21 protein-coding genes are annotated in these 25,632 nt (G+C 39.1%); 20 read left to right on the top strand and 1 reads right to left on the bottom strand.

What is annotated here, in order from left to right; translation table 11 throughout:
* From pfkB to HORE_RS11750, 5 genes are all read left to right on the top strand, one after another.
* Window positions 1-948, top strand: a complete 948-nt coding sequence (gene pfkB / locus HORE_RS11770; protein ID WP_015923986.1) for a 1-phosphofructokinase — start codon at window positions 1-3, stop codon at window positions 946-948.
* 344 nt (window positions 949-1,292) lie between these two features.
* Entirely contained in the window at window positions 1,293-2,219 is a 927-nt protein-coding gene (locus HORE_RS11765) for a substrate-binding domain-containing protein (RefSeq protein WP_015923985.1), read from the top strand.
* Between the two features lie 103 nt (window positions 2,220-2,322).
* Window positions 2,323-3,828 (top strand): sugar ABC transporter ATP-binding protein, encoded by a 1,506-nt coding sequence (locus HORE_RS11760; protein WP_015923984.1) that lies wholly within the window; start codon window positions 2,323-2,325, stop codon window positions 3,826-3,828.
* A complete protein-coding gene (locus HORE_RS11755) occupies window positions 3,825-4,793 on the top strand; it encodes an ABC transporter permease (RefSeq protein ID WP_015923983.1) in 969 nt (322 codons plus the stop codon). The genes HORE_RS11760 and HORE_RS11755 overlap by 4 nt, the downstream gene beginning before the upstream one ends.
* Window positions 4,794-4,872: 79 nt before the next feature.
* Window positions 4,873-5,817: a sugar kinase gene (locus HORE_RS11750; protein WP_015923982.1), complete on the top strand. Its 945-nt coding sequence runs from the start codon at window positions 4,873-4,875 to the stop codon at window positions 5,815-5,817.
* 281 nt (window positions 5,818-6,098) lie between these two features.
* On the opposite strand, the gene HORE_RS11745 is transcribed toward HORE_RS11750, so the two are convergent.
* A complete protein-coding gene (locus HORE_RS11745; RefSeq protein WP_050748629.1) occupies window positions 6,099-8,360 on the bottom strand; it encodes a methyl-accepting chemotaxis protein in 2,262 nt (753 codons plus the stop codon).
* A 153-nt stretch (window positions 8,361-8,513) separates the two neighbouring features.
* Here HORE_RS11745 and HORE_RS13025 point away from each other — a divergent pair, with 153 nt between their 5' ends.
* The 15 genes from HORE_RS13025 (at window position 8,514) to HORE_RS11675 (ending at window position 25,575) form a co-directional block, all read left to right on the top strand.
* Window positions 8,514-8,681, top strand: coding sequence for a hypothetical protein (locus HORE_RS13025; protein WP_167935793.1), 168 nt, complete (start codon window positions 8,514-8,516; stop codon window positions 8,679-8,681).
* A gap of 55 nt (window positions 8,682-8,736) precedes the next feature.
* Window positions 8,737-9,888, top strand: a complete 1,152-nt coding sequence (gene sat, locus HORE_RS11740; RefSeq protein ID WP_015923980.1) for a sulfate adenylyltransferase — start codon at window positions 8,737-8,739, stop codon at window positions 9,886-9,888.
* 170 nt (window positions 9,889-10,058) lie between these two features.
* Window positions 10,059-10,616 (top strand): adenylyl-sulfate kinase, encoded by a 558-nt coding sequence (cysC, locus tag HORE_RS11735; RefSeq protein ID WP_015923979.1) that lies wholly within the window; start codon window positions 10,059-10,061, stop codon window positions 10,614-10,616.
* 675 nt (window positions 10,617-11,291) lie between these two features.
* The gene (locus HORE_RS11730) at window positions 11,292-13,166 is read left to right on the top strand and encodes a methyl-accepting chemotaxis protein (protein WP_015923978.1); all 1,875 of its coding nucleotides are present in this window, start codon (window positions 11,292-11,294) and stop codon (window positions 13,164-13,166) included.
* Between the two features lie 104 nt (window positions 13,167-13,270).
* Entirely contained in the window at window positions 13,271-13,567 is a 297-nt protein-coding gene (locus tag HORE_RS11725) for an STAS domain-containing protein (protein WP_015923977.1), read from the top strand.
* Window positions 13,542-13,916: a response regulator gene (locus HORE_RS11720; RefSeq protein WP_015923976.1), complete on the top strand. Its 375-nt coding sequence runs from the start codon at window positions 13,542-13,544 to the stop codon at window positions 13,914-13,916. Before HORE_RS11725 ends, HORE_RS11720 begins: the two co-directional genes overlap by 26 nt.
* Window positions 13,917-13,932: 16 nt before the next feature.
* A complete protein-coding gene (locus tag HORE_RS11715) occupies window positions 13,933-16,032 on the top strand; it encodes a chemotaxis protein CheA (RefSeq protein WP_015923975.1) in 2,100 nt (699 codons plus the stop codon).
* Window positions 16,033-16,052: 20 nt separating this feature from the next.
* Window positions 16,053-16,709 (top strand): chemotaxis protein CheW, encoded by a 657-nt coding sequence (locus HORE_RS11710; RefSeq protein WP_015923974.1) that lies wholly within the window; start codon window positions 16,053-16,055, stop codon window positions 16,707-16,709.
* Window positions 16,709-17,638, top strand: a complete 930-nt coding sequence (locus HORE_RS11705; RefSeq protein WP_015923973.1) for a CheR family methyltransferase — start codon at window positions 16,709-16,711, stop codon at window positions 17,636-17,638. The genes HORE_RS11710 and HORE_RS11705 overlap by 1 nt, the downstream gene beginning before the upstream one ends.
* The gene (locus HORE_RS11700) at window positions 17,628-18,134 is read left to right on the top strand and encodes a chemotaxis protein CheD (RefSeq protein ID WP_015923972.1); all 507 of its coding nucleotides are present in this window, start codon (window positions 17,628-17,630) and stop codon (window positions 18,132-18,134) included. The genes HORE_RS11705 and HORE_RS11700 overlap by 11 nt, the downstream gene beginning before the upstream one ends.
* Window positions 18,127-19,188 (top strand): protein-glutamate methylesterase/protein-glutamine glutaminase, encoded by a 1,062-nt coding sequence (locus tag HORE_RS11695; RefSeq protein ID WP_015923971.1) that lies wholly within the window; start codon window positions 18,127-18,129, stop codon window positions 19,186-19,188. Before HORE_RS11700 ends, HORE_RS11695 begins: the two co-directional genes overlap by 8 nt.
* Before the next feature lie 33 nt (window positions 19,189-19,221).
* A complete protein-coding gene (locus HORE_RS11690) occupies window positions 19,222-21,201 on the top strand; it encodes a methyl-accepting chemotaxis protein (RefSeq protein WP_015923970.1) in 1,980 nt (659 codons plus the stop codon).
* Window positions 21,202-21,414: 213 nt separating this feature from the next.
* Complete coding sequence (locus HORE_RS11685) at window positions 21,415-22,407, top strand: SPFH domain-containing protein (protein WP_015923969.1); 993 nt, start codon at window positions 21,415-21,417, stop codon at window positions 22,405-22,407.
* 320 nt (window positions 22,408-22,727) lie between these two features.
* Window positions 22,728-23,726 (top strand): LacI family DNA-binding transcriptional regulator, encoded by a 999-nt coding sequence (locus HORE_RS11680; RefSeq protein ID WP_015923968.1) that lies wholly within the window; start codon window positions 22,728-22,730, stop codon window positions 23,724-23,726.
* A gap of 160 nt (window positions 23,727-23,886) precedes the next feature.
* Entirely contained in the window at window positions 23,887-25,575 is a 1,689-nt protein-coding gene (locus HORE_RS11675) for a glycoside hydrolase family 13 protein (protein ID WP_015923967.1), read from the top strand.
* Window positions 25,576-25,632 lie beyond the last annotated feature (57 nt).

Below are 25,632 nucleotides of genomic sequence, written 5' to 3'. Positions count from 1 at the left end.
ATGGTAGTAACTGTTACCCTTAATACTTCAGTAGATAAGGCCTATATACTCAACCAGATGGAAACAGGTGGGGTAAACAGGGTCAAAGAGACCCGGAATACGGCCGGGGGAAAGGGATTGAATGTAGCCCGGGTTGCCCGGCAGCTCGGGACCCCGGTGAAGGCCATTGGTCTGGTGGGTGGTTATTCTGGAGAATTTATCTTAAAAAAACTGCGGGAAGAAGAGATTGACCATAATTTCCTTAAAGTAAGAGGGGAAACCCGCTCATGTATAAATGTAATTGAAAAGGAGCGAAAAAGGCAGACCGAGCTTTTAGAGCCGGGGCCTGTGGTTGATGCAGAAAGCCTGGAACGTTTTATTGACCTTTATAGGGAGGAGATAAAACCAGCCCGGGTGGTCTGCATGTCAGGTAGTGTACCCCGGGGTGTCCCGGCAGATATCTATAAAAGGCTTGTTGAAATAGCTAAAATTGCAAACAAAAAAGTTATCCTTGATGCCAGTGGGACCCTGCTGGAAGAAGGGATTAAAGGGGCTCCCAGTATTGTTAAACCCAACCAGGATGAAGCCGAAGCCCTTTTTGATATAAAAATTAACAGTATTTCTGACGCCAGACAGGCAGGGGAAAGGCTTCTGGATATGGGGGTTGAACTGGGGATAGTTTCCCTCGGTAAAGAGGGTTTTGTAGCTGTCAGCCCTGACTTTACCTACTATGTCAAACCACCGGAGATAGAGGTGGTCAATACAGTGGGATGTGGTGATTCCCTGGTGGCCGGTCTGGCCTGTGGCCTGGACAGGGGTGAAAGCCTGGAAGATATATTGAGACTGGGCAGTGCTGCCTCTGCTGCCAATGCCATGAATATGAAGACAGGCTATTGCCACAGGGAAGATGTAAACAATATTATTGATAGAGTAAAGGTTAGAGACATGTCATGCAATTATTCCAGTTAATAATATTATAAGTACATAACCTTTATAAGGATTTTCCTATATTTATAAACTTTAATAATTGGTTTCTCAACTGACAGAAATCAATTATGAAAACATTTAACTACATGATTACCATTTATAAACCTTTTTAGGGAAATTTAAAGTCATTTTTAAAAAGAAAACTATAAGCGGTAAAACTCTATAAGATAAATTTAAAAATGGGGAGGGGTGATTTAAGGTCTGTACCGGGTGATTTATAAGAGGATAGTTCACGGGTAAACTCTGGAGTTGGTCTGAATGTCAGGTTAGAAATCAGAAATATAAAAATAAAAAAACTTAAAAGGCTTTGGGAGGGAAATTAAATAATGACAAATAAAGCAAAAGGTTTAGTAGTATTACTGGTAGCGGTGATGGTTTTAGGTTTAAGTCAATTTGCCCTGGCTGATGATATTACCATAGGGGCTTCTTTACTGACACAGCAGCATCCCTTTTATGTCCAGCTAAAACAGGCTATGGAAAAAGCTGCTGACGATAATGGTGTTGAATTAATAGTTTCTATTGCCAATCAGGATTTAAACAAACAGATTTCTGATGTTGAAGACTTTATCGTCAGGGGTGTTGATGCTATTGTCCTGAGTCCGGTTGATTCCAAGGGTGTTGTCGGGGCTATTATTAAAGCTAAAAGGGCCGGCATCCCTGTAATCACTGTTGATATCTCTGCTGAAGGTGTAGAAGTAGATGCTCATGTTGCTACTGACAACTATTATGGTGGCAGAATCGCTGGAGAAACCATGGCTAAAGTTTTAAATGGAAAAGGACAGGTTGCCATTATTGACTACCCTGTAGTTCAGTCTGTAAGGGACAGGGTTGCCGGTTTTAAAGAAGCTGTCAGTAAATACCCCGGTATTGAAATTGTTGCTATTCAGCCCGGTATCACCAGACCTGAGGCTTTAAATACTGCCCAGAATATCCTTCAGGCCCATCCTGAAGTAGATGGTATCTTTGGTTTTGGTGATGACGCTGCCCTGGCTTCTGTAGTGGCTGTTAAATCTGCCGGTATGGAAGATGATGTTAAGGTAATCGGTTTTGACGGAATGGAAGAAGCCCGCAATGCAGTTAAGAAAGAAGAGTCCTTTGTAGCAGTTGTCTGTCAGTATCCCGGTGAAATGGGTCGTCTCGGATTGGAAACAGCTCTCAGGGTAATTAAAGGAGAAAAAGTTGAAAAAGAAATCCCGGTTCTACCCGGTCTTTTCACCAAAGAGGGAGAACAGAAAAAAGTAGTACTTGACTAGGCCCTAGCCCATATTTACTTTATATAATTGAGGTGCAGTCCGGTAAAAGTCTCTTTTACCGGACTGTGCACTCTTTAATTAAGTATACTTTTGAGGTGGTATTATGCCAGAAGATATAATTTTAGAAATGAAGGATATAACCAAAAGGTTTCCCGGGGTAACGGCCCTGAAGGATGTTTCTTTAAAACTGAAGAAGGGGCATGTTCACACCATCCTGGGGGAGAATGGTGCCGGCAAGTCAACTCTGATGAAGGTTCTGGCCGGGGTTCACACCGATTATGAAGGCGATATTTTTATCAAGGGTCAGAAAGTTTATTTTGAAAATCCTAAAGATGCCCAGGAAAAGGGGATAGCTATTATCTATCAGGAACTCAGTCTCTGTCCCAACCTGAGTGTCGGGGCCAATATTTTTGCCAACCGGGAGATGGTTAAATCAAATTTCCTGCTGGATGAGAAGAAAATCAATGAAGAAGCCAGAAAGATACTGGATCAGCTGGATGCCCGGATTGACCCCAGGACCATGGTTAAAGATTTGAGTGTTTCCCAGCAGCAGCTGGTGGAGATAGCCAAGGCTTTATCCCTTAAGGCTGAAATTATTATTATGGATGAACCGACATCTGCCCTGAGTGAGCGGGAGACAGAAAAACTGTTCGGGGTTATCGAAAGGCTGAAAAAACAGGGTGTCTCTATGCTCTATATCTCCCACCGGATGGATGAAATCTTTAAAGTGTCTGATGAAATAACTGTCCTCAGGGATGGACAGTATATCGGGACTGTTCCTGTAGAAGAGGCAGAAATCAATGAACTTATAAAAATGATGGCCGGGCGGGAGTTAAAAGATATTTACCCTGATAAAGACTATGATGTTTCTGATGAGACCATATTTAAGGTAAATAAACTTTCTAAAGAAGGATTATTTAATGATATCAACCTTGACTTGAAAAAGGGTGAGATTGTCGGGATATTCGGTCTGGTGGGTTCAGGCCGGACAGAGGTTGCCAAAACTATCTTTGGTATTATCCCCAAAGATAGTGGTCATATTGAAGTCAGGGGTAAAAAAGTGGATATTAATAACCCCACTGATGCTATTGATAATGGTCTGGCCTTTATCACTGAAAACAGAAAAGAGGAAGGCCTGGTCTTATTTAACAGTGTCAGTAAAAATGTTACCATGGTTACTTTAGACAAGATACTGAATAAGTTTAAGTTTCTGGATAAAAAACGGGAGGATTCAGTGGCCCGGAAGGCTGTTGATAGCCTGAGGATTAAGACCCCGGGGGTAAGCCAGAAGGTTAATAATTTGAGTGGTGGCAACCAGCAGAAGGTTGTCCTGGCAAAATGGCTTGAAGTTGACCCCGAGATACTGATCCTTGATGAACCGACCAGAGGAATAGATGTCGGGGCTAAACATGAAATCTACCAGATTATGAGGAAACTTGCAAGTAAAGGAACAGGTATTATTATGATTTCTTCCGAACTGCCTGAAATAATGGGCATGAGTGACAGGATCGTTGTCATGAGGGATGGTCAATTTGTTAAGGAGTTTGTAACATCCCGGACCACCCAGGAAGAAATAATGTTATATGCGACAGGGGGTAATAGAAGGTGAACAGAGTAGCTTCTAAAAAGAGGTTAAAATTCTTAGAGGGAGAGTTTATAAAGTCCTATGGAGGAATCTTACTGGGTTTAATAATTATATGTCTTATCTTTACAATACTTTCTCCCCGTTTTCTAAATATCAGGAATATCATGAATATCATATTACAGGTATCAATTATTGCTATTGCAGCCTTTGGGATGACTTTTGCCCTCATCATTGGTGGTATTGACCTGTCAGTTGGTTCAACCATTGCTCTGGTAGGGACAGTGGCTGCCTTCCTGTTAACTCAGGGCCTGCCTTTTTTGCTGGTGCTTTTATTAACCCTTGCCTTTGGGGCTATTCTGGGGTTATTTAATGGAACCATGATTTCAAAGCTCCATATTCCAGCCTTTATTGTAACGGTGGCTACCATGAGTATTTTCAGGGGGATTGCCTATCTGATAACCGGGGGTATTCCTATTGTAATTCAGGATGGTGTGTTCCTGGCCCTGGGTAATAACTCCTTTCTGGGGATTCCGATTCCGGTTCTGGTACTGCTGGGGTTATTTATTGTCACCGGTGTGCTCTTATCTAAAACTAAATTCGGACGCCATGCCTATATTACCGGTGGGAACGAGGAAGCGGCCAGGTTTGCCGGTATTAAAGTTTCCAATCTGAAAATTAAAATTTATGTTATCACCAGTTTAATGGCTACCGTCAGTGGTATTCTCCTTGCTTCCAGGCTTTATTCGGCCCAGCCCAATGCTGCCAGTGGCTATGAGCTTGATGCAATTGCTGCCTCAGTACTGGGTGGAACAAGCCTGAGTGGTGGTTATGGAACTATCTTTGGCACTTTAATCGGGGCTATTATAATTGGTGTTATCAATAACGGGATGAACCTTGTCAGTGTACCTTATTTTTACCAGTTAATTGTTAAAGGACTGGTTATCCTGGTTGCTGTATATATTGATGTAAGAAATAAATCAAATAGGTAAACAATATAAAAAAGAGAGAAACTTAAACAGGAAACTGATATTAAGAGATTCGGGAGAACACCACTAGAGGGGGGTTTACATGCCTGAAGTAATAACCATTGGTGAAGTCCTTGTTGAAGTAATGGCCAGGGAGATTAACCAGAAGTTTTCTGAGCCCGGGGAGTTTGTCGGGCCATTTCCCAGCGGAGCTCCGGCCATATTTATTGATCAGGTCGCCAAAATGGGAGTTAGCTGTGGGATAATATCAAAAGTAGGTAATGATGATTTTGGATACCTCAACCAGAAAAGGCTTGAAAAGGATGGGGTTGATACCAGTTATCTCGCTGTTTCAGACGAACATACTACCGGTGTTGCTTTTGTTACCTATATGGATAATGGTGACCGGGAATTTATTTTTCACTTAAAAGAAGCCGCCCCTGGCTATATAAGTGAAGATGATATTGATGAAGGATACTTTGAAGATTGTAAATACCTTCATTTGATGGGCTGTTCCCTATTTAATAAGTCTATACGAAAGGCCATAGGTAAAGCCCTGGACATAGCATCTGAAAAAGGGGTAAGGATATCCTTTGACCCCAACGTCAGAAAGGAGCTCCTTCAGGATAAGGAGATTAAGGACCTGTTTGATAGAATCCTGGATCAGTGTTATATATTTTTACCCGGGGAAGAGGAGCTTAAGTTTGTAACCGGGTATGACAGAGAAGAAGAGGCCATTCAGTATTTAAGGAATAAAGGTGTTGAAATAATTGCTGTCAAAAAGGGTAGAAGGGGCAGTAAGGTTTATACTGATGAAGTTACGTATACATTAAAACCCTTTAAGGTAGAGGAGGTTGATCCTACCGGGGCAGGGGATACATATGACGGGGCCTTGATAGCAAGCCTGGTTAACGGGAAGGGGTTTGAAAAGGCCTTACGGTATGCCAGTGCTGCCGGGGCTCTTGCTGTAACTACAAAAGGTCCCATGGAGGGGACCAGGACTGTTCCGGAATTAGATGAATTTATTAAATCACAACAGAAGATGTAAACATATGAACTGTTATTCCAGAATTAAAAAAGGGCAGGAAGGAAAAACTCTCCACATTGGTTAAGGTACAACGGTTTAAAGTCAGGTTAAGGGATAAGAGGTTTTATAAGAACCCTGAAATTATCCTGGCTTAATGTGGAGAGTTTTATTTGTCCTTATAGAAAAGTTCTATCATTTAAATTACTTGGCCACTTAATTTCTTTAACGGATAATAAATTTATAATTTATCTTGTAAATTAAAGATATCTTAAATTATTTAAATATCTTATAACTTAAATATCTTATAACTTAAAGCGATTAACGGCCTGTGAGAGTTCTTCTGCCATGCTGGCCAGTTCCCGGGCCGAGGCTGCTATCTCTTCGGTGGCGGCTATCTGTTCTTCACTGGAGGCTGAAACCTCTTCGGCATTACCGGCCACCTGTTCACTGACTTCAGCAATATTATCGATTACCCTTTCGACCTGGTCACTATCTTCGGCCATAAGGCTGGCCCGTTCTGTAATCCCCTTAATCAGGGAGCTTAAATTGGTAGCAGCACTGTTTATTTCATTAAAGGAATTACCGGTCTTTTCTATGATATTAACACTTTCGTCGACGGCATTTTCGGTATCATCCATTTTAGTGACAGCATCTTCAACACTACCCTGGATATCATTGATAAGGGTGGCAATCTGTTCGGTGGCCTTTGAGGATTCTTCAGCCAGTTGCCTGATTTCATCGGCGACCACACTGAAACCCTGGCCTGCCTGACCGGCCCTGGCTGCCTCAATAGCAGCATTGAGGGCAAGCAAATTGGTCTGGGCAGCAATACCATCTATTAGTTCAATTATATTACCAATTTCACGGGACATTTTCCCCAGGGAGTTAATGGTAGATGCAATCTCTCTTGAATTATCTTTAACATTGGTTATTTTTTCAACTGATGTTGAGATATAATTATTACCGTCTTTTATATTATCCATAACATTTTCAGCCTGGGTATTCATCTTTTCAGACAAATCTACTACTCCTTTAATCTGGTCTACCAGTGAGTCAACATTGTTCCTGCCATTATTTATCTGGGAGGCTTCCCTGTCGGCATCAGCGGCCACATTCTGGATGGAGATACTGACCTGTTCAGCGGTCCGGGCCAGGTCTTCACCTGATGATGAGAGGTCTTCGCTGGCAGAAGCCATTTTCTTTGAAACCCATACTACCTGGCCGATCATTTCCCTTAGATTACTGACAAGTTTATTAAAAAGCCCTCCCAGGGTAGACATTTCATCTGTATTGGCCATCCGGTACACTTTACATTCCTCACATGTTTTATACTTACCTTTTAGAATTTGCTGGCATGTAATTTCTTCACCGAAATCAGGGGCAAAACTACCAACATCCAACCAGCAGGAAACATTATCCTGGTTATAGTCAGGACAGTCTTCCTGGTCACAGTTGATAACCTCTGAACAGTTGATGTTTTTAATGGGGTATTGAACCGATAAGTCCCCCCGGGCCAGCCGGGAAAAGAGGTCATTAAATTTCTTGATTGGTGAGGTATACTGTCGGGAGAAGAAATAAACAACAACAATAACGATAGCCACAAATATCAGGGTAAACCATACTATTTTTTCTGCCTGGTCTCTAATTCCGCCAAAGACCTCACTTTCCTTGATTTCAGCTACGATAACCCAGTTAAGCCCCTTAATATTCAGGGGGGCAAAAGAGCTTAATACCCTATGTCCTCGAGGACCCTCAATAATTCTTTCCCCTTCTTTTCCCTTGAGGGCCAGTCCGACGGCCTCGGTATCAATCTTTGTCTTTAACATGGTATTTTCCTTAACAAACCTGGAGTTGGACCTCATTAACTGATCACTGCCAACCAGGTAGGTTTCCCCGGTTTTGCCGAGACCAGTAGTTTCTCCCATAATGGCATCTATTTTTTTATCAGAAAGCTCCAGGGCTACAATTCCCTTGACATTTCCCCAGTTGTCTTTAACAGGGGCGGCGACAAAGCAGGCCGGTGCATTTAAGGGGCCGTATAGTTCATAATCGGACAGGACCTGATTTTTCAGGGCTTTCTCAAAAATTCGTCCCAGGTTGGTCTTGCTGTAGGGGCCTTTAATCAGGTTGGTTCCCAGGTCTTTCCTTCCGGCAACGGAGTAGATAATATCCCCCTTTTTGTTAATCAACATAAGGTCAGCATAACCGTATTTTTCTACATAGTTCTCCAGAAAGGGGCTATAGTTTTCAGCTACTTTTTTATAATTGCTGGAATTTAGTCCTATGTAGATGAAAGAGGAGTTGAGCTTTGATAATCCCTCCTGAACGGCAACTGATTTACTCAGAATATTTATATTGTTAAGCCTTTCTCTGAAGAAATCTTCTATCTGATTCTTTTTTATAGTCCTAATATTCTTGAGTTTATTAAAATGAATATTCTCTATGGAGTTCTGCATACTGGTAAAGGTTATAAGGGTGGAGATGACGATAGAAACAACGGTGATAGTGATAACCATAAATAATAATTTCCCCAATAGCCCCAGCCGGGGAAGTTTGATAAACAAATAAACCCCCTCCTTTAAATTAGTCTATTAAAACGTTTGCATATATAACAAATTAAAATATTTGCATATTTCTACTATTTATTTCGTCATAAAACTAAAAAATCCCTTCTTTTTGGGAGAAATTTGCCGAAGTTAAATATGGATCGATGAAATATGCGGACTGTCATGATTGTGATAAACAGGGACTTTACTGCCCGGGATGTCCTGTTTGATGAGGTGATATACACGGTGGCTGGAAAAGTGATGCCACAAATTCTTGAACCATTAATAAGGGGGTTGAATCTGTTGAAACCCTCTTATAAGAGTGTTATAATAGTGTAGAAATAAAAATAATATACTGTTATATAAAAATTTTTAGAAACAGGGAGGAATTTTAGTGATTAAACCACATGGAGGTAAACTGGTAAATAGAATCGTAGAAGGGGCAAAGCGGGAAGAACTTATAAAAAAAGCTGGAGAGATGCCCCGGATTATGTTAAACCGGGATGAGCTTACCGCGGTAGATAATATCGCGACTGGCCTCTTTAGCCCCCTTGAGGGTTTTCTAACCAGTGAAGACTATAACCGGGTAGTTGAAGAGATGCGCCTGGCTGATGGAACTGTCTGGAGTATTCCAGAGGTTCTGGGGGTGACCAGGGAGGAAGCTGATAACCTCAAAGAGGGCCAGGATGTTGGTTTATACTTTGAGGAAGATGATGAGCTATATGCTATCCTGCATCTGGAAGAGAAATATACCTGTGACCCGGAACGGGAAGCAGAACTGGTCTATGGAACCACTGAGGAAGAACACCCGGGTGTCAAAAATGTCTATAAACGGGATGAAATATTATTGGGTGGTAAGATAAGCCTCATTAACAGGCTTAAGTATGATGACTTTAATAATTACCGACTGACACCTGCCGAAACCAGGGAGAAAATAAAGGAAAAAGGATGGCAAACGGTAGTTGGTTTCCAGACCAGAAACCCCATTCACCGGGCTCATGAATACTTACAGAAATGTGCCCTGGAGACGGTTGACGGCCTTTTCTTAAGTCCTCTTGTGGGAAGGACCAAGGCCAGTGATATTCCTGCCGATATCAGGATTAAGAGCTATGAAGTTGTGCTGGATAAATTCTATCCCCGTGACCGGACCATGATGGTTGTTTTCCCGGCTGCGATGCATTATGCCGGCCCCAGGGAAGCTATATTCCATGCCCTGTGCCGAAAAAATTATGGTTGTACCCATTTTATTGTGGGGCGTGACCATGCCGGGGTTGGGGATTATTATGGTACATATGATGCCCAGAAGATTTTTGATGAATTTGACCCTGAAGAGATCGGGATTACCCCCCTCAAATTTGAATATTCTTTTTACTGCAAAAAATGTGGCGGCATGGCCAGTGGCAAGACCTGTCCTCATTCCGCCGATGACCACATCTTCTTGAGTGGAACCAGGGTTAGAAAGCTCCTCAGGGAGGGTAAAAAACCTCCAAAGGAAATGACCCGTCCTGAAGTGGCTGAGGTTTTAATTCAGGGCATGCAGCAATAAATAACTCATGCAGCAATAAAAAACTAGTTTTCTTTATCTTTAAAAAAACTATTTTTGTAAATTTAATTTTATTTATAAACTTTTAATTATAGCCGGTTACATTGAATAACCGATTATGATCAATATAACTCAGTTAATTTAGAAAGGATTTAATAAAGGAGGAAGTAATAATGCGAAATCAAAAGGGAGTAACTGTCTGGTTTACCGGTTTAAGCGGGGCCGGTAAAACCACTGTTGCCAGAGAAGTAGAAAGGCAATTAAAAGAAAAAGGCTATTATGTCCAGAGGCTTGATGGTGATATTGTCCGTCAGCATTTAACCAGGGATTTAGGATTTACCAAGGAAGACAGGGATGAAAACATCAGAAGAAACAGTTTTGTAGCTAAATTACTTACCCAGAATGATATCATTACCCTGTGTTCATTTATTTCGCCTTACCGTAAGGCCCGCCAGACAGCCAGGGAAATAATAGGTGAATTCATTGAGGTTTATGTTAATGCTCCCCTGGAAGTCTGTGAGGACAGGGATGTTAAAGGGCTGTATGCCAAAGCCAGGGCCGGGGAAATTGATAACTTTACAGGCATTTCCGATCCTTACGAACCACCACAAAATCCAGATCTGGAACTGAGGACCGACAAAGAAACTGTGGAAGAAAGTGCGAGTAAGGTAATTGAATACCTTGAAGAGAAGGGTTATATAAATTTGCCTGAGGATGTTCTGGCAGGTTAATGTAGGCAAGACAACATAAAAAATAAAGGTGAGACCAGTATTAAAATAAAATAAATTATACACTAAAAAAAGAGGGGATATCCCCTCTTTTTTTTTATTGGTATGCTAGCTTTACAAGTATTTTTATAATGTTTATTGATCTGGCTTTAGCTTTAGACAAAAATGGCGTGACGGGTTTTTCCAGGTCTTAAAAAACCCAACTTATGTCCTGGAAATAATGTAAAAAATTTTATTATATTTCGCAAAAGGTATATTTTATTCCAGTAAATTCTTACCACGATATCATCATATACCCATAATACAATATTTTATATTTAATTTAAACTATTACATACAGTGTGTTCTACATAAATCAGTAAAATCCTGCATTTTTATATATTTGACTGAATTCATTAGGACTTTGGCCCTATTATTGTTATTAAAATTTTACCTTAAAGTATATAAATTAAATATTTATTTCCTTAGCATATATTACAAAAAATATATAATAATTTTATTAGTAACTTAAAATGTAAAAATATTAAAATATAATTTACATAATATACCTTTTGCGAAATTTATAATTAAATATTTGAATTAATATATTAATATTTATAGTAAATAGGTTAATTGCATAAAAATGACGGAGCAAGTAAATACTGTTATTTATTACCCTGAGAGAGGGGTGGTTCTATATTGCAGGAAGTAATACAGTCAAAAAATGTTAAAGGAAGAGTAATAGAATTAGTGGACTGGCTGGATTGTGTTTTTAAAAATAGTATTGAGGTCCTGAATGGTATGATTGAACATACCGGGTTTCTTTATGGCCAAATTTCTGACAGGTTACCTTTATTAGAAGAAAAGGTTGATAATACAGCCAAAGAAATGGAGTCACTCACAGATTTTTTTATTGAAAATAATAGTGAACATAATTTTAGTAAGGTAACCAGGGTTGTCAATGACTTTAAAACAAAAATTGAACAGGTTTATAGTTCACTTTCAGCTAGAGATGAGATATCGAGCATGCTGGAAGGTTTTTTACTAAATAATAGTAATGATGAGCAGGCCAGAATTTTACAGGTTCTGCAATTAATTAAGGAGCTAGAGTCTGTTCTTAATCAGCTTCATATATTATCAATTAATGCAAATATTGTTGCCTTTAAATCGGGTAACAATGGGGCGGGTTTTAAAGTTATTTCTGATGAGATAAATAACCTGTCACAAAAGATAAAAGATAGATATCGGGTAATTGAGAACAATATTAAATCGCTTCATAACTGGCATGGTAATTTTACAACCGGTATTAAACAACTGGTTTCAGAGGAAGAAAAAATTGCTTTAGATTACCGTAATAAACTTGAAAGTATTTTTAATAATATATTTAATGCCCTTTATGATATATCAGAAAAATTAAAAGAAGTAACTGATAGTATAAATAAAGCTATCAATCCTGTTTATGATATAATAATTCTTCTTCAGAATCAGGACATTATAAGACAGAATGTTGAAAACTTGATTAAAATTATTGGAAAAACAAGGAAGGAAGTAAGTTATTTAAAAAAAGCTGATTTAACAGACCCTGTCGAAATAGAAAAAGTATTTGACGTATTAACTTTTTTAACTGATGTATCTGGACTCGGGCAGAAATTGATGGATAACATTATAAACCAGTTATATGATTCCCTGTTTGCCATTCAGAACAGGCTTGAAAACATGGAAAAGCGACTCGAAAGGTTAATGGAGAATAATTCCCCAGACCTTTTTTTTAGTATAAGTGACTTAGAAAGTGGGGGGATGACATCAAAAATAAGTTTTATTTTTCACAAACTTATGGATTTTATTCCCCGCCTTAACAGGAAACTATCATGCCTTTTAGAAGAATACCTTAAGCTGGTTGATGGAAGTAGTGGTTTTTTTAACAATATGGATGGTATTGAGAATGGATTTAATGAGATTATTACTATCAGTGACTGGTTTTGTAAAATTAAACTCCTGGCGAAAATTGAATTTACTAAAATGGAAAATAGAAATATTTTTACTGGGGCTATAGAAAAAGCTATTGATGATGTTATTAACACTAGCAACAGGAATAACAGGATATATACAGATTTAAAAAATGAACTGGAAGATGAATATGGTCAATTTCTGAATTTAGCAAACGGTAATATAGAGAGTATTAGAAAAGCAATCCAGATTATTGAGGAGTCAGAGGAAGAACTTAAGCTTTCAATTAAACTGATTGGCAGTACGGTTGAGGATTTTCGTTCTGCTGTGCTGGTACTGGTGAAAGAAGTTGCAGAAGTAAATGGAAACATAAAAAATGCTTTTGCCTTGAAAGAAGATGGGCAAAAAATAATTGCTTATTTTAAAGAAGTAAAAGAAGAGGTGGATAAATTTAAAAATGGGTACCTGATTGGGTTTAAATTAAATAACCAAAAAGGGAGTAATGACAGGTTAAATGACCTTGTTAATGAATTTACCAGTTATCTGGAAAGAAAAACGGCCAGTGAAGAGCTTTCGGATCTGAATATTGATGTGGGTAGTGAAGGTGGGGAATTAACTCTGTTTTAGTCCTGATAAATGTTTATTTCTTAAATTTAAAAGAACTTTTATTTTCAAAATTGGTTTAGCTTTATAACAGGGTTTAAAAAAATTGAAAAAAGGGAGGGAGTTTTGTGGACACCAATGGAACTATTATTGCCCCTTCTGAATTAACAATCTATACAGTACACAAATTTAAAGAGAAATTATTAGATGTGTTACAGAAGACAGATGAAATTATTATTGACTGCAAAGAATTGCAAACAGTAGATGGTGCTGGAGTTCAATTGTTGCTATCATTGAGGAAGAGTGTTGATCAGTTAACCCTGAAAAATTCTGTAAAACCACTTATTGAGGCCCTTGAACTAGCAGGATTGGACTGGCTCCTGGATGGGGGTGTTGAGGTTGGCAAAAAAAATCATGGTTATTGATGATTCTAAAACTGTACGGGCTTCAGTCCGATATGCCCTGGCCAGACACGGCTATGAAGTTATTATGGCTGAAGACGGGCAGGAAGGTTTAGATATCCTGAAAGAACAATCCAGAGAAAAACCCGGGATGATTATTACTGATGTTAATATGCCCCGGATGGACGGGATAACCTTCATTAAAGAGGTTAAAAAAGAAAAGCAGTTTAAGTTTATTCCTATTCTTGTCCTGACAACAGAGTCCCAGGAAGAAATGAAGTTAAAGGGAAAAGAAGCCGGGGCGGCAGGGTGGCTTGTTAAACCATTTAAACCTGAACAGCTAATTAGTGTTGCCAGAAAGTTTATTAAATAGAGGGAGGGGGGAATAAATGACTGAAGGAGACCTGCTTAATACCTTTATTGAAGAGGCAAAGGAATTACTGGATAAGATGGTAGTAGACCTGCTTGAGCTGGAGGCAAAACCAGGTGATATGGATTTGATTAATAACATTTTCAGGGGGATGCATACTCTGAAAGGAAGTGCCAGTCTAACAGGCCTTAACGATATTGCTAATTTTGTTCATCATTCTGAGGATTTACTGGACCAGGTCAGAAGAGGATGTATTACAGTAAATGATAAGGTTATTAATTTATTACTCACATGTACTGACCTGATTGGAGAAATGGTTGAAGCGCTAGGTAATGATGATGTGCAGGTTAAAAATGAGAAAGTTGAGTCTATTATATGGGAAATTAAAAAGTTGTTGAAGGATCAAACAGAACATACTCCTTCTGAGGAAGGAAGTCTTGGAGATAATCTACATAATTTTGGTACAGGGGAAAGATGTTACCGTATTAAACTCGATTTCAATCCCAATTTATTTGAAACAGGTACAGACCCCTTGATGCTTGTCAGGGAACTAAGGGAATTTAGTGACATATTGATGGTGGCAGTCAATTATACCAGGGTACCTGACTTATACAACCTTGATCCTGAATTATGTTATCTTACATTAACTATCTTAATTAAAACCGGGGTAGGAATTGATAGGATAAAGGATGTCTTTATTTTTGTTCAGGTTGATAATAAGGTAGAAATTGAAGATATCACAGAAAATTTCTCTGACAATATTGACATTTCCCTGTCAGATAAAAAGACAGGTGAAATACTGGTTGAGAGAGGGATTGTTGAAGAAGAAGATATCACACAGGCCCTTGCAAGGCAAAAAAAGATTGGAGAAATATTAACTGAGGAAGGAAAGGTAAGCAGGGAACAGGTTCAGAGGGTTGTTTATGACCAGCACAAAAGTCGGGCGGTAAAGGAAAAGAGTACTATTAAGGTAGATACGCATAAACTGGAGTCCCTAATGAATTCTATGGCTGAACTGGTAATTGCCCAGGCCAAGGTCAGGGAATTAGTTATTCATAGAACCGACAGGTCTGAAAATGAGATAATGACTGCCTTAAATTCGGTTGATAAAAGGATACGTAACCTGCAGGAAGATATTATGAAAGTAAGAATGGTTCCCATTGGTAATACATTTCTTAGGTTCAAAAGGCTGGTCAGGGACCTATCACGAGAACAGGGAAAAGAAATCAATCTGGAAATAAGGGGTAAAGAGACTGAACTGGATAAAATTGTTATTGAACGAATCTATGATCCTTTAAAACACATGATCAGGAATTCAGTTGACCACGGAATAGAACCACCTGAAGAAAGAGAAGCATTGGGAAAAAACAGGGTTGGTACGATATCATTGAATTCTTATCATCAGGAAGGGAATATCATCATTGAGGTTGCCGATGACGGTAGGGGTCTGGATAAAGAGAAAATACTGGATAAAGCTATCAACCGGGGGGTAGTCGATGAAGACCAGGAACTGACAGAACAGGGAATCTACCGGCTAATATTCGAACCAGGTCTTTCCACAAGTGAAGAAGTTACAGAGACTTCAGGACGCGGGGTAGGAATGGATGTAGTCAGGAATAATATTGAACAGCTTAGAGGTACTATTAATATATTTAGCAACCCGGGCGAAGGGACAAGGTTTAAAATAAAACTCCCGCTGACACTGGCAATAATTGATGGAATGAATGTTAAAGTCGGAGATGAACAGTTTATTATACCGTTGAATTCTATAGTTGAGTTTATCAGGCCACTACCTGAGCATATAAAAACAGTTAATGGCAAGGGAGAGGTAGTTAAAGTCAGGGACGAATATATAACTTTGAGCAGGCTCTATAAATTGTTTAATTTAAAGGGCAGTAAAACTGACCCAACCGAGGGTATACTGGTTATCTTACAGGATGAAAACCGCAAACTCTGTTTGCTGGTCGATGAAATTGTTGGCCAGCAACAGGCAGTGGTGAAAAGTATGGAAGATAATTATACATTTATTGACGGAATTGCAGGAGCAACTATTATGGGTGACGGCAGGGTTGCCATGATACTGGATGTATCTACTATTATCAGGATGGCTGTTAATTAAATGAAGGGGGGGACTTATTTATGAGTGGGGAAGCAAGGGGAAAGCAGGATAATACACTGGATATACTGAACCAGCAGTTAACCAGTATATCTGCTGAGAACCAGTTTTTGACTTTTAAAATTGAAGAAGAGGAATATGGGGTAGATGTATTAAGGGTTCAGGAGATTATCCGTTACCATGAACCTACTAAAATACCCAATACTCCAGACATTATTAAAGGGGTAATTAATTTCAGGGGTGAGGTTATTCCGGTTATAGACTTAAGGAAGAAATTTGGTTTTCCCTACAGGGAGTATGACAATTTTACTGTCATTATTGTTCTGGAAGTAAGAGAAAAAATACTGGGTATAATTGTTGATCAGGTGTCAGATATACTCAGTTTTTCAAGTGAGGATATCCAGAGAACCCTGGAGTTTAGCTCTGATATCAATGTAGAGTTTATTGATGGTATGGCAAAACTTGATGAGAGGCTTATCATGCTATTAAAGCTTGATATGTTGCTTAACTTTAATGAACTGGGTGCTATTAATAGACTTGGGGAAAAGATTGATAGTGAAGATGAAGGTAACAGGGACGTTGAAACTGATAATAATAATGAAGATGATGAAAATAGTGACAGTAAAATTTATTTACCTGAAAAAGACGATGAACGGGTTGATAACTGCAGTAATTCCTGATGAGAGACCATAATATGGATAAGGAGCATAATAACATTATAAGGCGGGAAGGTCAGGATATGGGAAAAGAGGGCATACGGGGAGTAAAGGCAGAGATGAGTGATGAAATATTTCAGAAAATCAGCAAACTCGTCCATGAGAAAATTGGGTTAAAACTTACTGATAAGAAAAAGTATATGGTCTATTCGCGGCTTTCCAGACGTTTGCGAGAGCTGGGGTTAACTAATTTTAATAAGTATTATCAGTTACTTAAAAAAGATACCAGTGAGCTGGAAGAGCTTATTAACCTTCTGACTACTAATGTCACTAATTTTTTTCGGGAAATTCATCATTTTGCTTTTCTCAAAAACAGGGTTTTTACTGAACTGAAGCAGGAAAAACATAATAAAAAAATTAGGGTCTGGAGTGCGGGCTGTTCAAGTGGTGAAGAAGCCTATAGCCTGGCAATAATTCTTTATGACCATTTTGGCCCTGAATGGGATATAAAGATTCTGGCTACTGACATAAATACTGAGGTTTTGAATATGGCAAGAGAGGGTATCTATAATTACCAGCAGGTAAAAAATATACCCTATAATTTATTGTCCAGATATTTTTTAATGGGAACAGGGGACAATGAAGGTCTTTTTAAAGTAAAGGATGATATTAAGAAGTTAATTGTTTTTAAAAAGTTAAATTTGAATTCTGGTAGTTATCAGATTGAGTCAAAACTAGATTTTATTTTCTGCCGTAATGTGTTTATTTATTTTAACCATAAAATTAGGGCCAGGATACTTGAGCATTTTTATAGACTTCTCAAGGATAATGGTTATTTATTTTTAGGACATTCTGAATCTATAAATAACAGTAGAGCAAAAAACAACCGATGGAAATTAGTCTGGCAGACAACCTATCAGAAAACAGGCAAGGGTGAAAGAGATGGAGCATAAAAGATTGGGTAGAAGGGAAGTTAAAACTATTTTCGCCGGTGAATTTTACGTTACAACTAGTAGTGATGTTATTATTTCTACTCTGCTGGGTTCCTGTGTTGCTGTCTGTTTAAGTGATGATTTTAATTCTGTATATGGTATGAATCATTTTATGTTACCAACCAGAGTCCGTGAAAGTAATAATGTTTATTCTGGAAAATATGGTGAAGATGCAATGGAGTTACTAATTACGGAAATGGAGAAGAGGGGGGCGCGGATTAATTATATGACCGCTAAGGTGTTTGGTGGAGGACAGGTTGCAGGAACAACCCATAGTAATGTGGCCCGGGCAAACATTAGACTGGCAATACAATTTTTAAAAAAGAAAGGTATACCCATTATTGCCAGGGATGTTGGGGGGAAACATGGCAGGCAGATATATTTCTGGCCCCGTAAAAATGTCTTTTCACGAAAAATCAAAATGACTGAAATAAAGGATGTATCAGTTAATGAGTAAAATCAGGGTTTTAGTAATTGATGATTCTCTTATGGTAAGAAAAATATTAACAAACACCCTGGAAAAGGATAATAACATTACTGTGGTTGGTACTGCCAGAGACCCCTATGAAGCTGTAAGTAAAATTACCTGTTTAAAACCTGATGTTCTAACGCTTGATGTAGAGATGCCCAGAATGAATGGACTTGAGTTCCTTAAAAAGCTTATGTCTTCCCATCCTATGCCAGTTATTATGGTGAGCACCCTTACTACCAGAGGAAGTGAAATTACTCTAAAGGCATTAAACGAAGGGGCAGTTGATTTTGTTGCCAAGCCGTGTATATTTGGTAATAAGGAAAGGCAAATATTTCAACAGGAGATTATTAACAAAGTTAAGGTTGCTGCCAGGGTAGATGTGAGGAAATTGACCAGTTTTCGATACAGGACATCTACTGTTAGTAAGAAGGTTAACAAGCTAAGATACAGCAATTTACTTTCAAGGTATATCATAGGAATCGGGGCTTCTACTGGTGGGGTGAAGGCGATTAAGTATATTCTACCAGGGTTCCCCAGGGAATCTCCTGGTATAGTAATTGTACAGCATATGCCAGGCGGGTTTACCAATTCTTTTGCCCGGCTGTTAAATAACATAAGCACTCTTGATGTAAGGGAGGCTGCAACCGGTGATATTGTCAAACCGGGAACAGCCTTTGTGGCCCCGGGCGGTTATCATCTGGAGGTATTAAAAAAAGGGCATAACTTTTATATAAGGCTAAATAAAAATAAAAAAATTCACCACCAGCGCCCTGCTGTAGATGTAACCTTCAAATCAATGGCAGAATGTGCCGGGAAAAACGCCATCGGTGTCCTGCTTACAGGTATGGGCCAGGATGGTGCCAGGGGTTTAAAGAAAATCAGGCAAGCAGGTGGTTATACACTTGCCCAGGATAGGGAAACGGCGACCATTTTTGGTATGCCCAGAAAAGCTATTGAAATAGGTGCTGTTGACGAAGAGGTTTCAACCGGGGAAATAGTCGATAAGATATTTTTAAAATTAAATAATAACCACAGGTAGTCATTAAATCTTTTATAATAAGGGGGTAACAATATGTTTAAATTTTTCAAAGAACGCCTTACAGTCAGGAATAAATTGTTGACTTTTATACTGGTGCCTTTACTTGTTATTCTTGGAGTTGTTTTATTTGTTAATTATAATTCTACTGTGGACCATGTAGTGGAGATTGTTGAGGAAAATGGTAACCAGCAGGTTGAGGCTATGGCCAGGCTGGTGAATAACTGGATTGAAGCAAAGGTTAATGAAGTCAAGGTTTTATCTAAAGCAATAGACCTGAAAGAGGGCTGGAATTTAAATCAGGAATCAGGCTGGTTATACATAAAAGAATTAGAGAGGAAATCACTTGAAGGAACATATGAAAATATTTTACTGATGGATTTAGAGGGTAATACCTGGACTACCCAGGATAATAAAATATATGATTATACAAATAGAGACTTTTTCCAGAAGGTGAAAAAGACTGACAGTCTTTATATCAGTGACCCCATCCATTCCCGCCTGACCAACCAGGATGTCTTTGTTATTGCAGTCCCGGTAAAAGATAACACCGGGAAGACGGTGGCTATTGTCGGGGGGACGGTATTATTAAAACCACTACAAAATATTGTAAACGACTTTAAACTCGGGGAGACCGGTTATGCCTACCTGGTAAAAAGTGATGGAGTTGTAGTTGCTCATCCAACCCAGTCAATGGAGTTGAATTTACTAAATGATCAGACAAGCACCCAGAAGTTGATAGAAATAACCAGGAAAATGATAGCAGGAGAAACCGATAGAGATAAATATACATACCAGGGTGTAGAAAAGTATGTATTCTACCATCCGGTTGAATGGGTAGACTGGTCACTTGGTCTTACTGTACCGGTAGAGGAGTTAACTGTAGCAGCCCGGGAACTGACACAACAGTCAATTATAGGTTATCTGGCTCTGTTTATAATTATTTCCATAATTGTTTACCTTGTAACTGGCTCAATTGCCAAAATAATCTATAATATTCAGAAGGTATTAGGTAAGGTTGCTGATGGGGATTTTACTGACAAGGTACATGTAAAGAGTAATGATGAACTGGGGAGAATGGCTGAAGATCTTAACAGGACCATCGATAATCTTGAGGATATGCTAAACAGGGTCAAAAAGGCATCGGCAGGGGTAACTAATTCTTCCAATGAAATAGCTGAAGGAAACCAGGACTTATCTCAGCGAACCCAGGAACAGGCTTCTTCCCTTGAAGAAGTGTCTGCAACCATTGAAGAGGTATCATCAGCCATTGAAGAGGTTGCTGCCAGCTCTGAAAATGCAGAAAATCTGGGTGAAAAAACAATGGATGTCGTAAAACAGGGGTCACGGGTTGTTGAAAAGACAATGCAGTCAATGTCTGAAATTACGGCAAGCAGCAAACAGATAGCTGATATTATTACCACGGTTAACGACATTGCCTTTCAGACCAATTTGCTGGCATTAAATGCTGCTGTAGAGGCAGCAAGGGCTGGAGAACACGGTAAAGGATTTGCTGTTGTGGCAGCAGAGGTCAGGAACCTGGCCGGTAGGACAGCAGAGTCTGCCGGTGAGATCGAAAAATTAATTACCAGTATTATTAAACAGATTGAAGATGGTAATCAGCTAGTTGACAGGACCGGCAAATCATTAAATGAAATCGTTGAATACGGTAAGCAGACCACCCAGGCCATTAAAGAAATAGCTGCAGCTATGCAGGAACAGGCTTCTGCCGCTGAACAAATTCAAACATCGGTCAGTGAGCTGGACCAGGTGACCCAGCAGAATGCAGCCCTTGTGGAAGAGATTGCCAGTGCCAGTGAATCACTCAATGACGAGTCTGAAGAGATGATGGCTCTGGTCAGGAAGTTTAAGTTAAATACTACTGATGAGGTGTCTGGGGAGGGTGATAATGGTAGCAAATTGAAACAGGCCATGAATAATAAGGGTGAAAAAGGTTTATTACTGGAAAGGGAAGAAGAGATTAAGTTTAATGAGGACGATTTTGAAAAATTTTAACAGTCGATTCACTGAATATATACCCCCGGCAGAATTATTACACTGCCCCGGGGGTATTTTTTATTAAGGGGGAGACTTAGCTAAAGGTTTTTCTAACCTGATTTTTAAAACTGTCAAAGATATATTTCTTTGAATAAACGTTAGAACAGTTCTAATAATACCAATATTGAAATAATCATTAATAGACCAAACTATCTATCTGGGGGAATACTTATGAAAAACATCAGTGTTGACAAAATTCTGACCTGGTTGACCCTGGGTATTATCCGGTTTGTGTATGTCAGGGAGGGCACCAATGTTATTATAACCAGATTCGGAAAATATGTCAGGACCCTGAAACCTGGCCTGAACTGGTTCCTTTCCCTGTCTGGATTATTAGGGCAGATACATTATTACTATGTTACTGACCCCAATACCCTTGAAGTAAAACACACCCATGAAATAGATATGAAGGAGATTGTATTTGATTTTCCCAAAGAAAAGGTAATCTCAAAGGACAATGTAGAATTTAAAGTAGATGCAATTGTTTTTTTCAGAGTTGTAGAACCGAGAAAAGCGGTCTTTAATGTCAATGATTATGTTAAGTCCCTTCAGCTTACTATTCGTTCTATACTGAGGGATGAAATTGGACGGTATAACCTGGAGCAGGTGTACTGTAGCCGGGGGAAAATATCACGTAACCTCGAAGTAGAAGCAGATAAAGCCGTAACTAACTGGGGTCTTGATGTAACCCAGCTGGAGATTAAGGAGTTTGAACTGGGGGATTTTGCCCGGGAATTGATTGAACAAAAGCAGGAGGAACTGGAGAAGAGAAAACAAATACTCAGGGCTGAAGGATTAAAAGAGGCTAAAATTCAGGAAGGAGAGGCCTTAAAGGCATATGCCGAGATGGAAGCGGAGGCAATCAGGATCAAGGCCCGGGCCCGTGCTGAAGCTGAAAAATATAAATTTGATGCTGAGGTCTATGGTTATAAGAAAATTGCGAAGATAATTAAAGAAGAACCCACTATTCTAACCAATTATTTTCAGTTACATAATGCCGAAAAAATAAGTCAAAATCTGGGGCAAGGGCAGGCGACTACTGTCTTTTTGCCCAGTGATATGAGGTTGATGGTCAGGGCTTTGAATGTTTTTAATGAAAGTAAAGATTTAAATGATAATATAAGTAATAAAGAAATGGAGAATAATAATCAGACTCAAGTTTAGCTATACCCTGACTCCGGCTTATCTAAGCCTTATCTAAAAATTATATAAATTTAAAAAAGTCCCTTGACTTTGGAAGAATATTTAATTATAATAATTTTAGTAATAAATATAAATAATATTTGTTATGTACTATTTTTTAGGTATAACGTAAACGTTTACTAAAATGCAAATGAATATTTACATAAACAACATTAACTAATATTAAAAATGAAAATAACATTTACTAAATTGATATTTACTAAATTTATACTTACTAAATTGATATTTACCAAATTAATATTTACTAAATTAACCAATATTATATAAGGGGTTTTAGGGATATGAAACCTACCATTAAAGATGTTGCCAGAAAAGCCAATGTGTCGGTGGCTACTGTATCCCGGGTTTTAAATAACCAGCCCGGGTATTCTGTGGAAACTGAAAAAAAGGTCCTTGAGGCTATAGATGAACTTGGATACCATCCCAATGCCCTGGCCCGGGGGCTGGTTGGGAAAAGGACAAAAACGCTGGGGGTTTTAATCCCGCGGATATCCAACATGGTTAGTTCTCAGATAATGAATGGTATTGAAGATGCGGCCCATAAAAACGACCACAGTGTCATTATCTGTAATACCGATAATGATGGGCAAAAAACGATGGTATATCTCGATGTGTTGCGGGAAAAGCGGGTAGATGGAATCATTGTTGTCAGTGAAATGTTGACTGAGGAATATGCCAATAAACTGGTAGAATTAAAGGTTCCGGTGATCTTGATTTCTACTATAGATGAAACAGGACAATTCCCCCATATAAAAGTCAATGATGAACAGGCTGCTTATCAGGCTACTGAATACCTTATCAGTAAGGGTCATAAAAATATAGCCATGATAAGCGGTACCCCGGAGGATATGGTTGCCGGTAAACCCAGGCTTGATGGATATAAGAAGGCTTTAAGGGAAAATGGACTACCGGTTAAAGAAGAGAACATAGTCTTTGGAGATTTCTGGTTTGACAGTGGTAAGGAATGTATGGAAAGACTTTTAAACAATAATCAAGGTATTACGGCCATTTTCGTGGCCAGTGATGAAATGGCGGCCGGGGCTTTATCGACCGCTTATAAATCCGGAATCAGGGTACCTGAAGATATATCTATAATCGGATTTGATAATACCCAGCTTGCTGAAATGACTATTCCACCACTGACTACAGTCAGTCAGCCCTTTTATCAAATGGGTTATAAGGGCTTAAAGCTCTTATTAAAAGCAATAAAAGGAAAGGAAGTAAATAGTGCCATTTTACCTCATGTTATAGTGGAAAGGGAAACAGTTAAAAAAGTTTGATTATGTTAAAATGGGGGTGTTATTTTTAAGGAAAACAGGCATATAGGTTTTAGTGAGGTATTAAAATTATTTAAGTGTTTAGTAAACGTTTACTCAAATAAAAAATGGGGGACTGTAATATTTCTTAAAATAAAAATAGTTAATAATGGAGGGATGGCCTATGGAAAGAAAATGGTGGAAAGAAGGGGTGGTTTATCAAATTTACCCCAGGAGTTTCAATGATAGTAATGGTGATGGTATCGGTGACCTGCCGGGTATTATCGAAAAACTGGATTACTTAAAGGAGCTGGGGGTAGATATTATTTGGTTATGCCCTGTTTATAAATCCCCCAATGATGATAATGGTTATGATATCAGTGATTATTATGATATTATGGATGAGTTCGGAACAATGGAGGATATGGATAAACTAATTGAAGGGGTCCATAAGCGGGGCATGAAGTTAATTATGGACCTGGTGGTCAACCATACCTCTGATGAACACCCCTGGTTTCAGGAGTCGAAATCATCTAAAGATAACCCTTATCGCGACTTTTATATCTGGCGAAAGGGTAAAAACGACGGGCCGCCCAATAACTGGGGTTCTGCCTTCAGTGGCTCTGCCTGGGAATATGATGAAAAAACCGGGGAGTATTACCTTCACCTTTTCTCTAAAAAGCAGCCTGACCTGAACTGGGAAAACCCCCGGGTCAGGGAAGAGGTTTACAAAATGATGAGATGGTGGCTTGATAAAGGTATTGACGGTTTCCGGATGGATGTAATTAATATGATCTCCAAGGTAAAGGGACTACCGGATGGTAAGGTATACCCCGGGGCCAAATATGGTGATGGCAGCCCTTATTATCTGAATGGTCCCAGGGTTCATGATTATCTACAGGAGATGAACAGGGAGGTTCTCTCGAAATATGATGTCATGACCGTCGGGGAGACCCCGGGGGTTACCCCTGAGATTGCCAGAAAGTATGTTGGTTATGACCGAAATGAACTTAATATGGTCTTCCAGTTTGAGCTGATGGGGATTGACTGCGGGTTAAGTAAATGGGATAAAAAAGACTGGAAGCTTACCGAGTTTAAAAGAATTTTCAATAGATGGTATGAGGGATTAAAAGAGAAAGGCTGGAACAGTCTTTATATGAATAACCATGACCAACCGAGGATGGTTCCCCGCTTTGGTAATGATAAGGAATACCGGGTAGAATCGGCGAAACTGCTGGCAACCCTGCTCCATACCTTTCCCGGTACCCCCTATATTTACCAGGGTGAAGAGATCGGGATGACCAATGTGGCTTTTGACAGTATCGAAGACTACCGGGATATTGAGACCCTCAACTGGTATAGGGAACAGATAGAAGAGGGAAGGACTGAGGCAGAAGTTATGGAAGCAATCCACTGGGCCAGCCGTGATAATGCCCGGACTCCCATGCAGTGGGATGATAGTCCCCATGCCGGTTTTACCACAGGTACCCCCTGGGTTAAGGTAAACCCCAATTATAAAGATATCAATGTTGCTAAAGCCCGTAAAGACCAGGATTCCATCTTCCATTATTACCGGAGGTTAATTCAGTTAAGGAAGGAAAATCCCGTAATTGTCTACGGTGATTACAGGCCTATCCTTGAAGATGATGAAAAGCTCTTTTCCTATCTCAGGACCCTTAATGAAGATGGGGAAGAAAGCCGCCTTCTGGTTATACTCAATTTCTCGGAAGAAGAGGTTAAATTTAAATTACCGGAAGGTATTGGTTACAGCGATAAAAAGATATTGATTGGAAATTACCCGGTTGGGTTACAGAAGGATTTATCCAATTTAACCCTGAAGCCCTATGAGGCTCTTGTTTACCAGTTAATATAAGTATTTCTTATGATTTTTAAGTATCATATTAATATATATCAACAAATATGGGGGTAG

The sequence above is a fragment of the Halothermothrix orenii H 168 genome, from assembly GCF_000020485.1.
In the GTDB taxonomy this organism is placed as follows: Bacteria; Bacillota; Halanaerobiia; order Halanaerobiales; family Halothermotrichaceae; genus Halothermothrix; species Halothermothrix orenii.
This window is presented reverse-complemented; position numbering and strand designations above follow the sequence as displayed.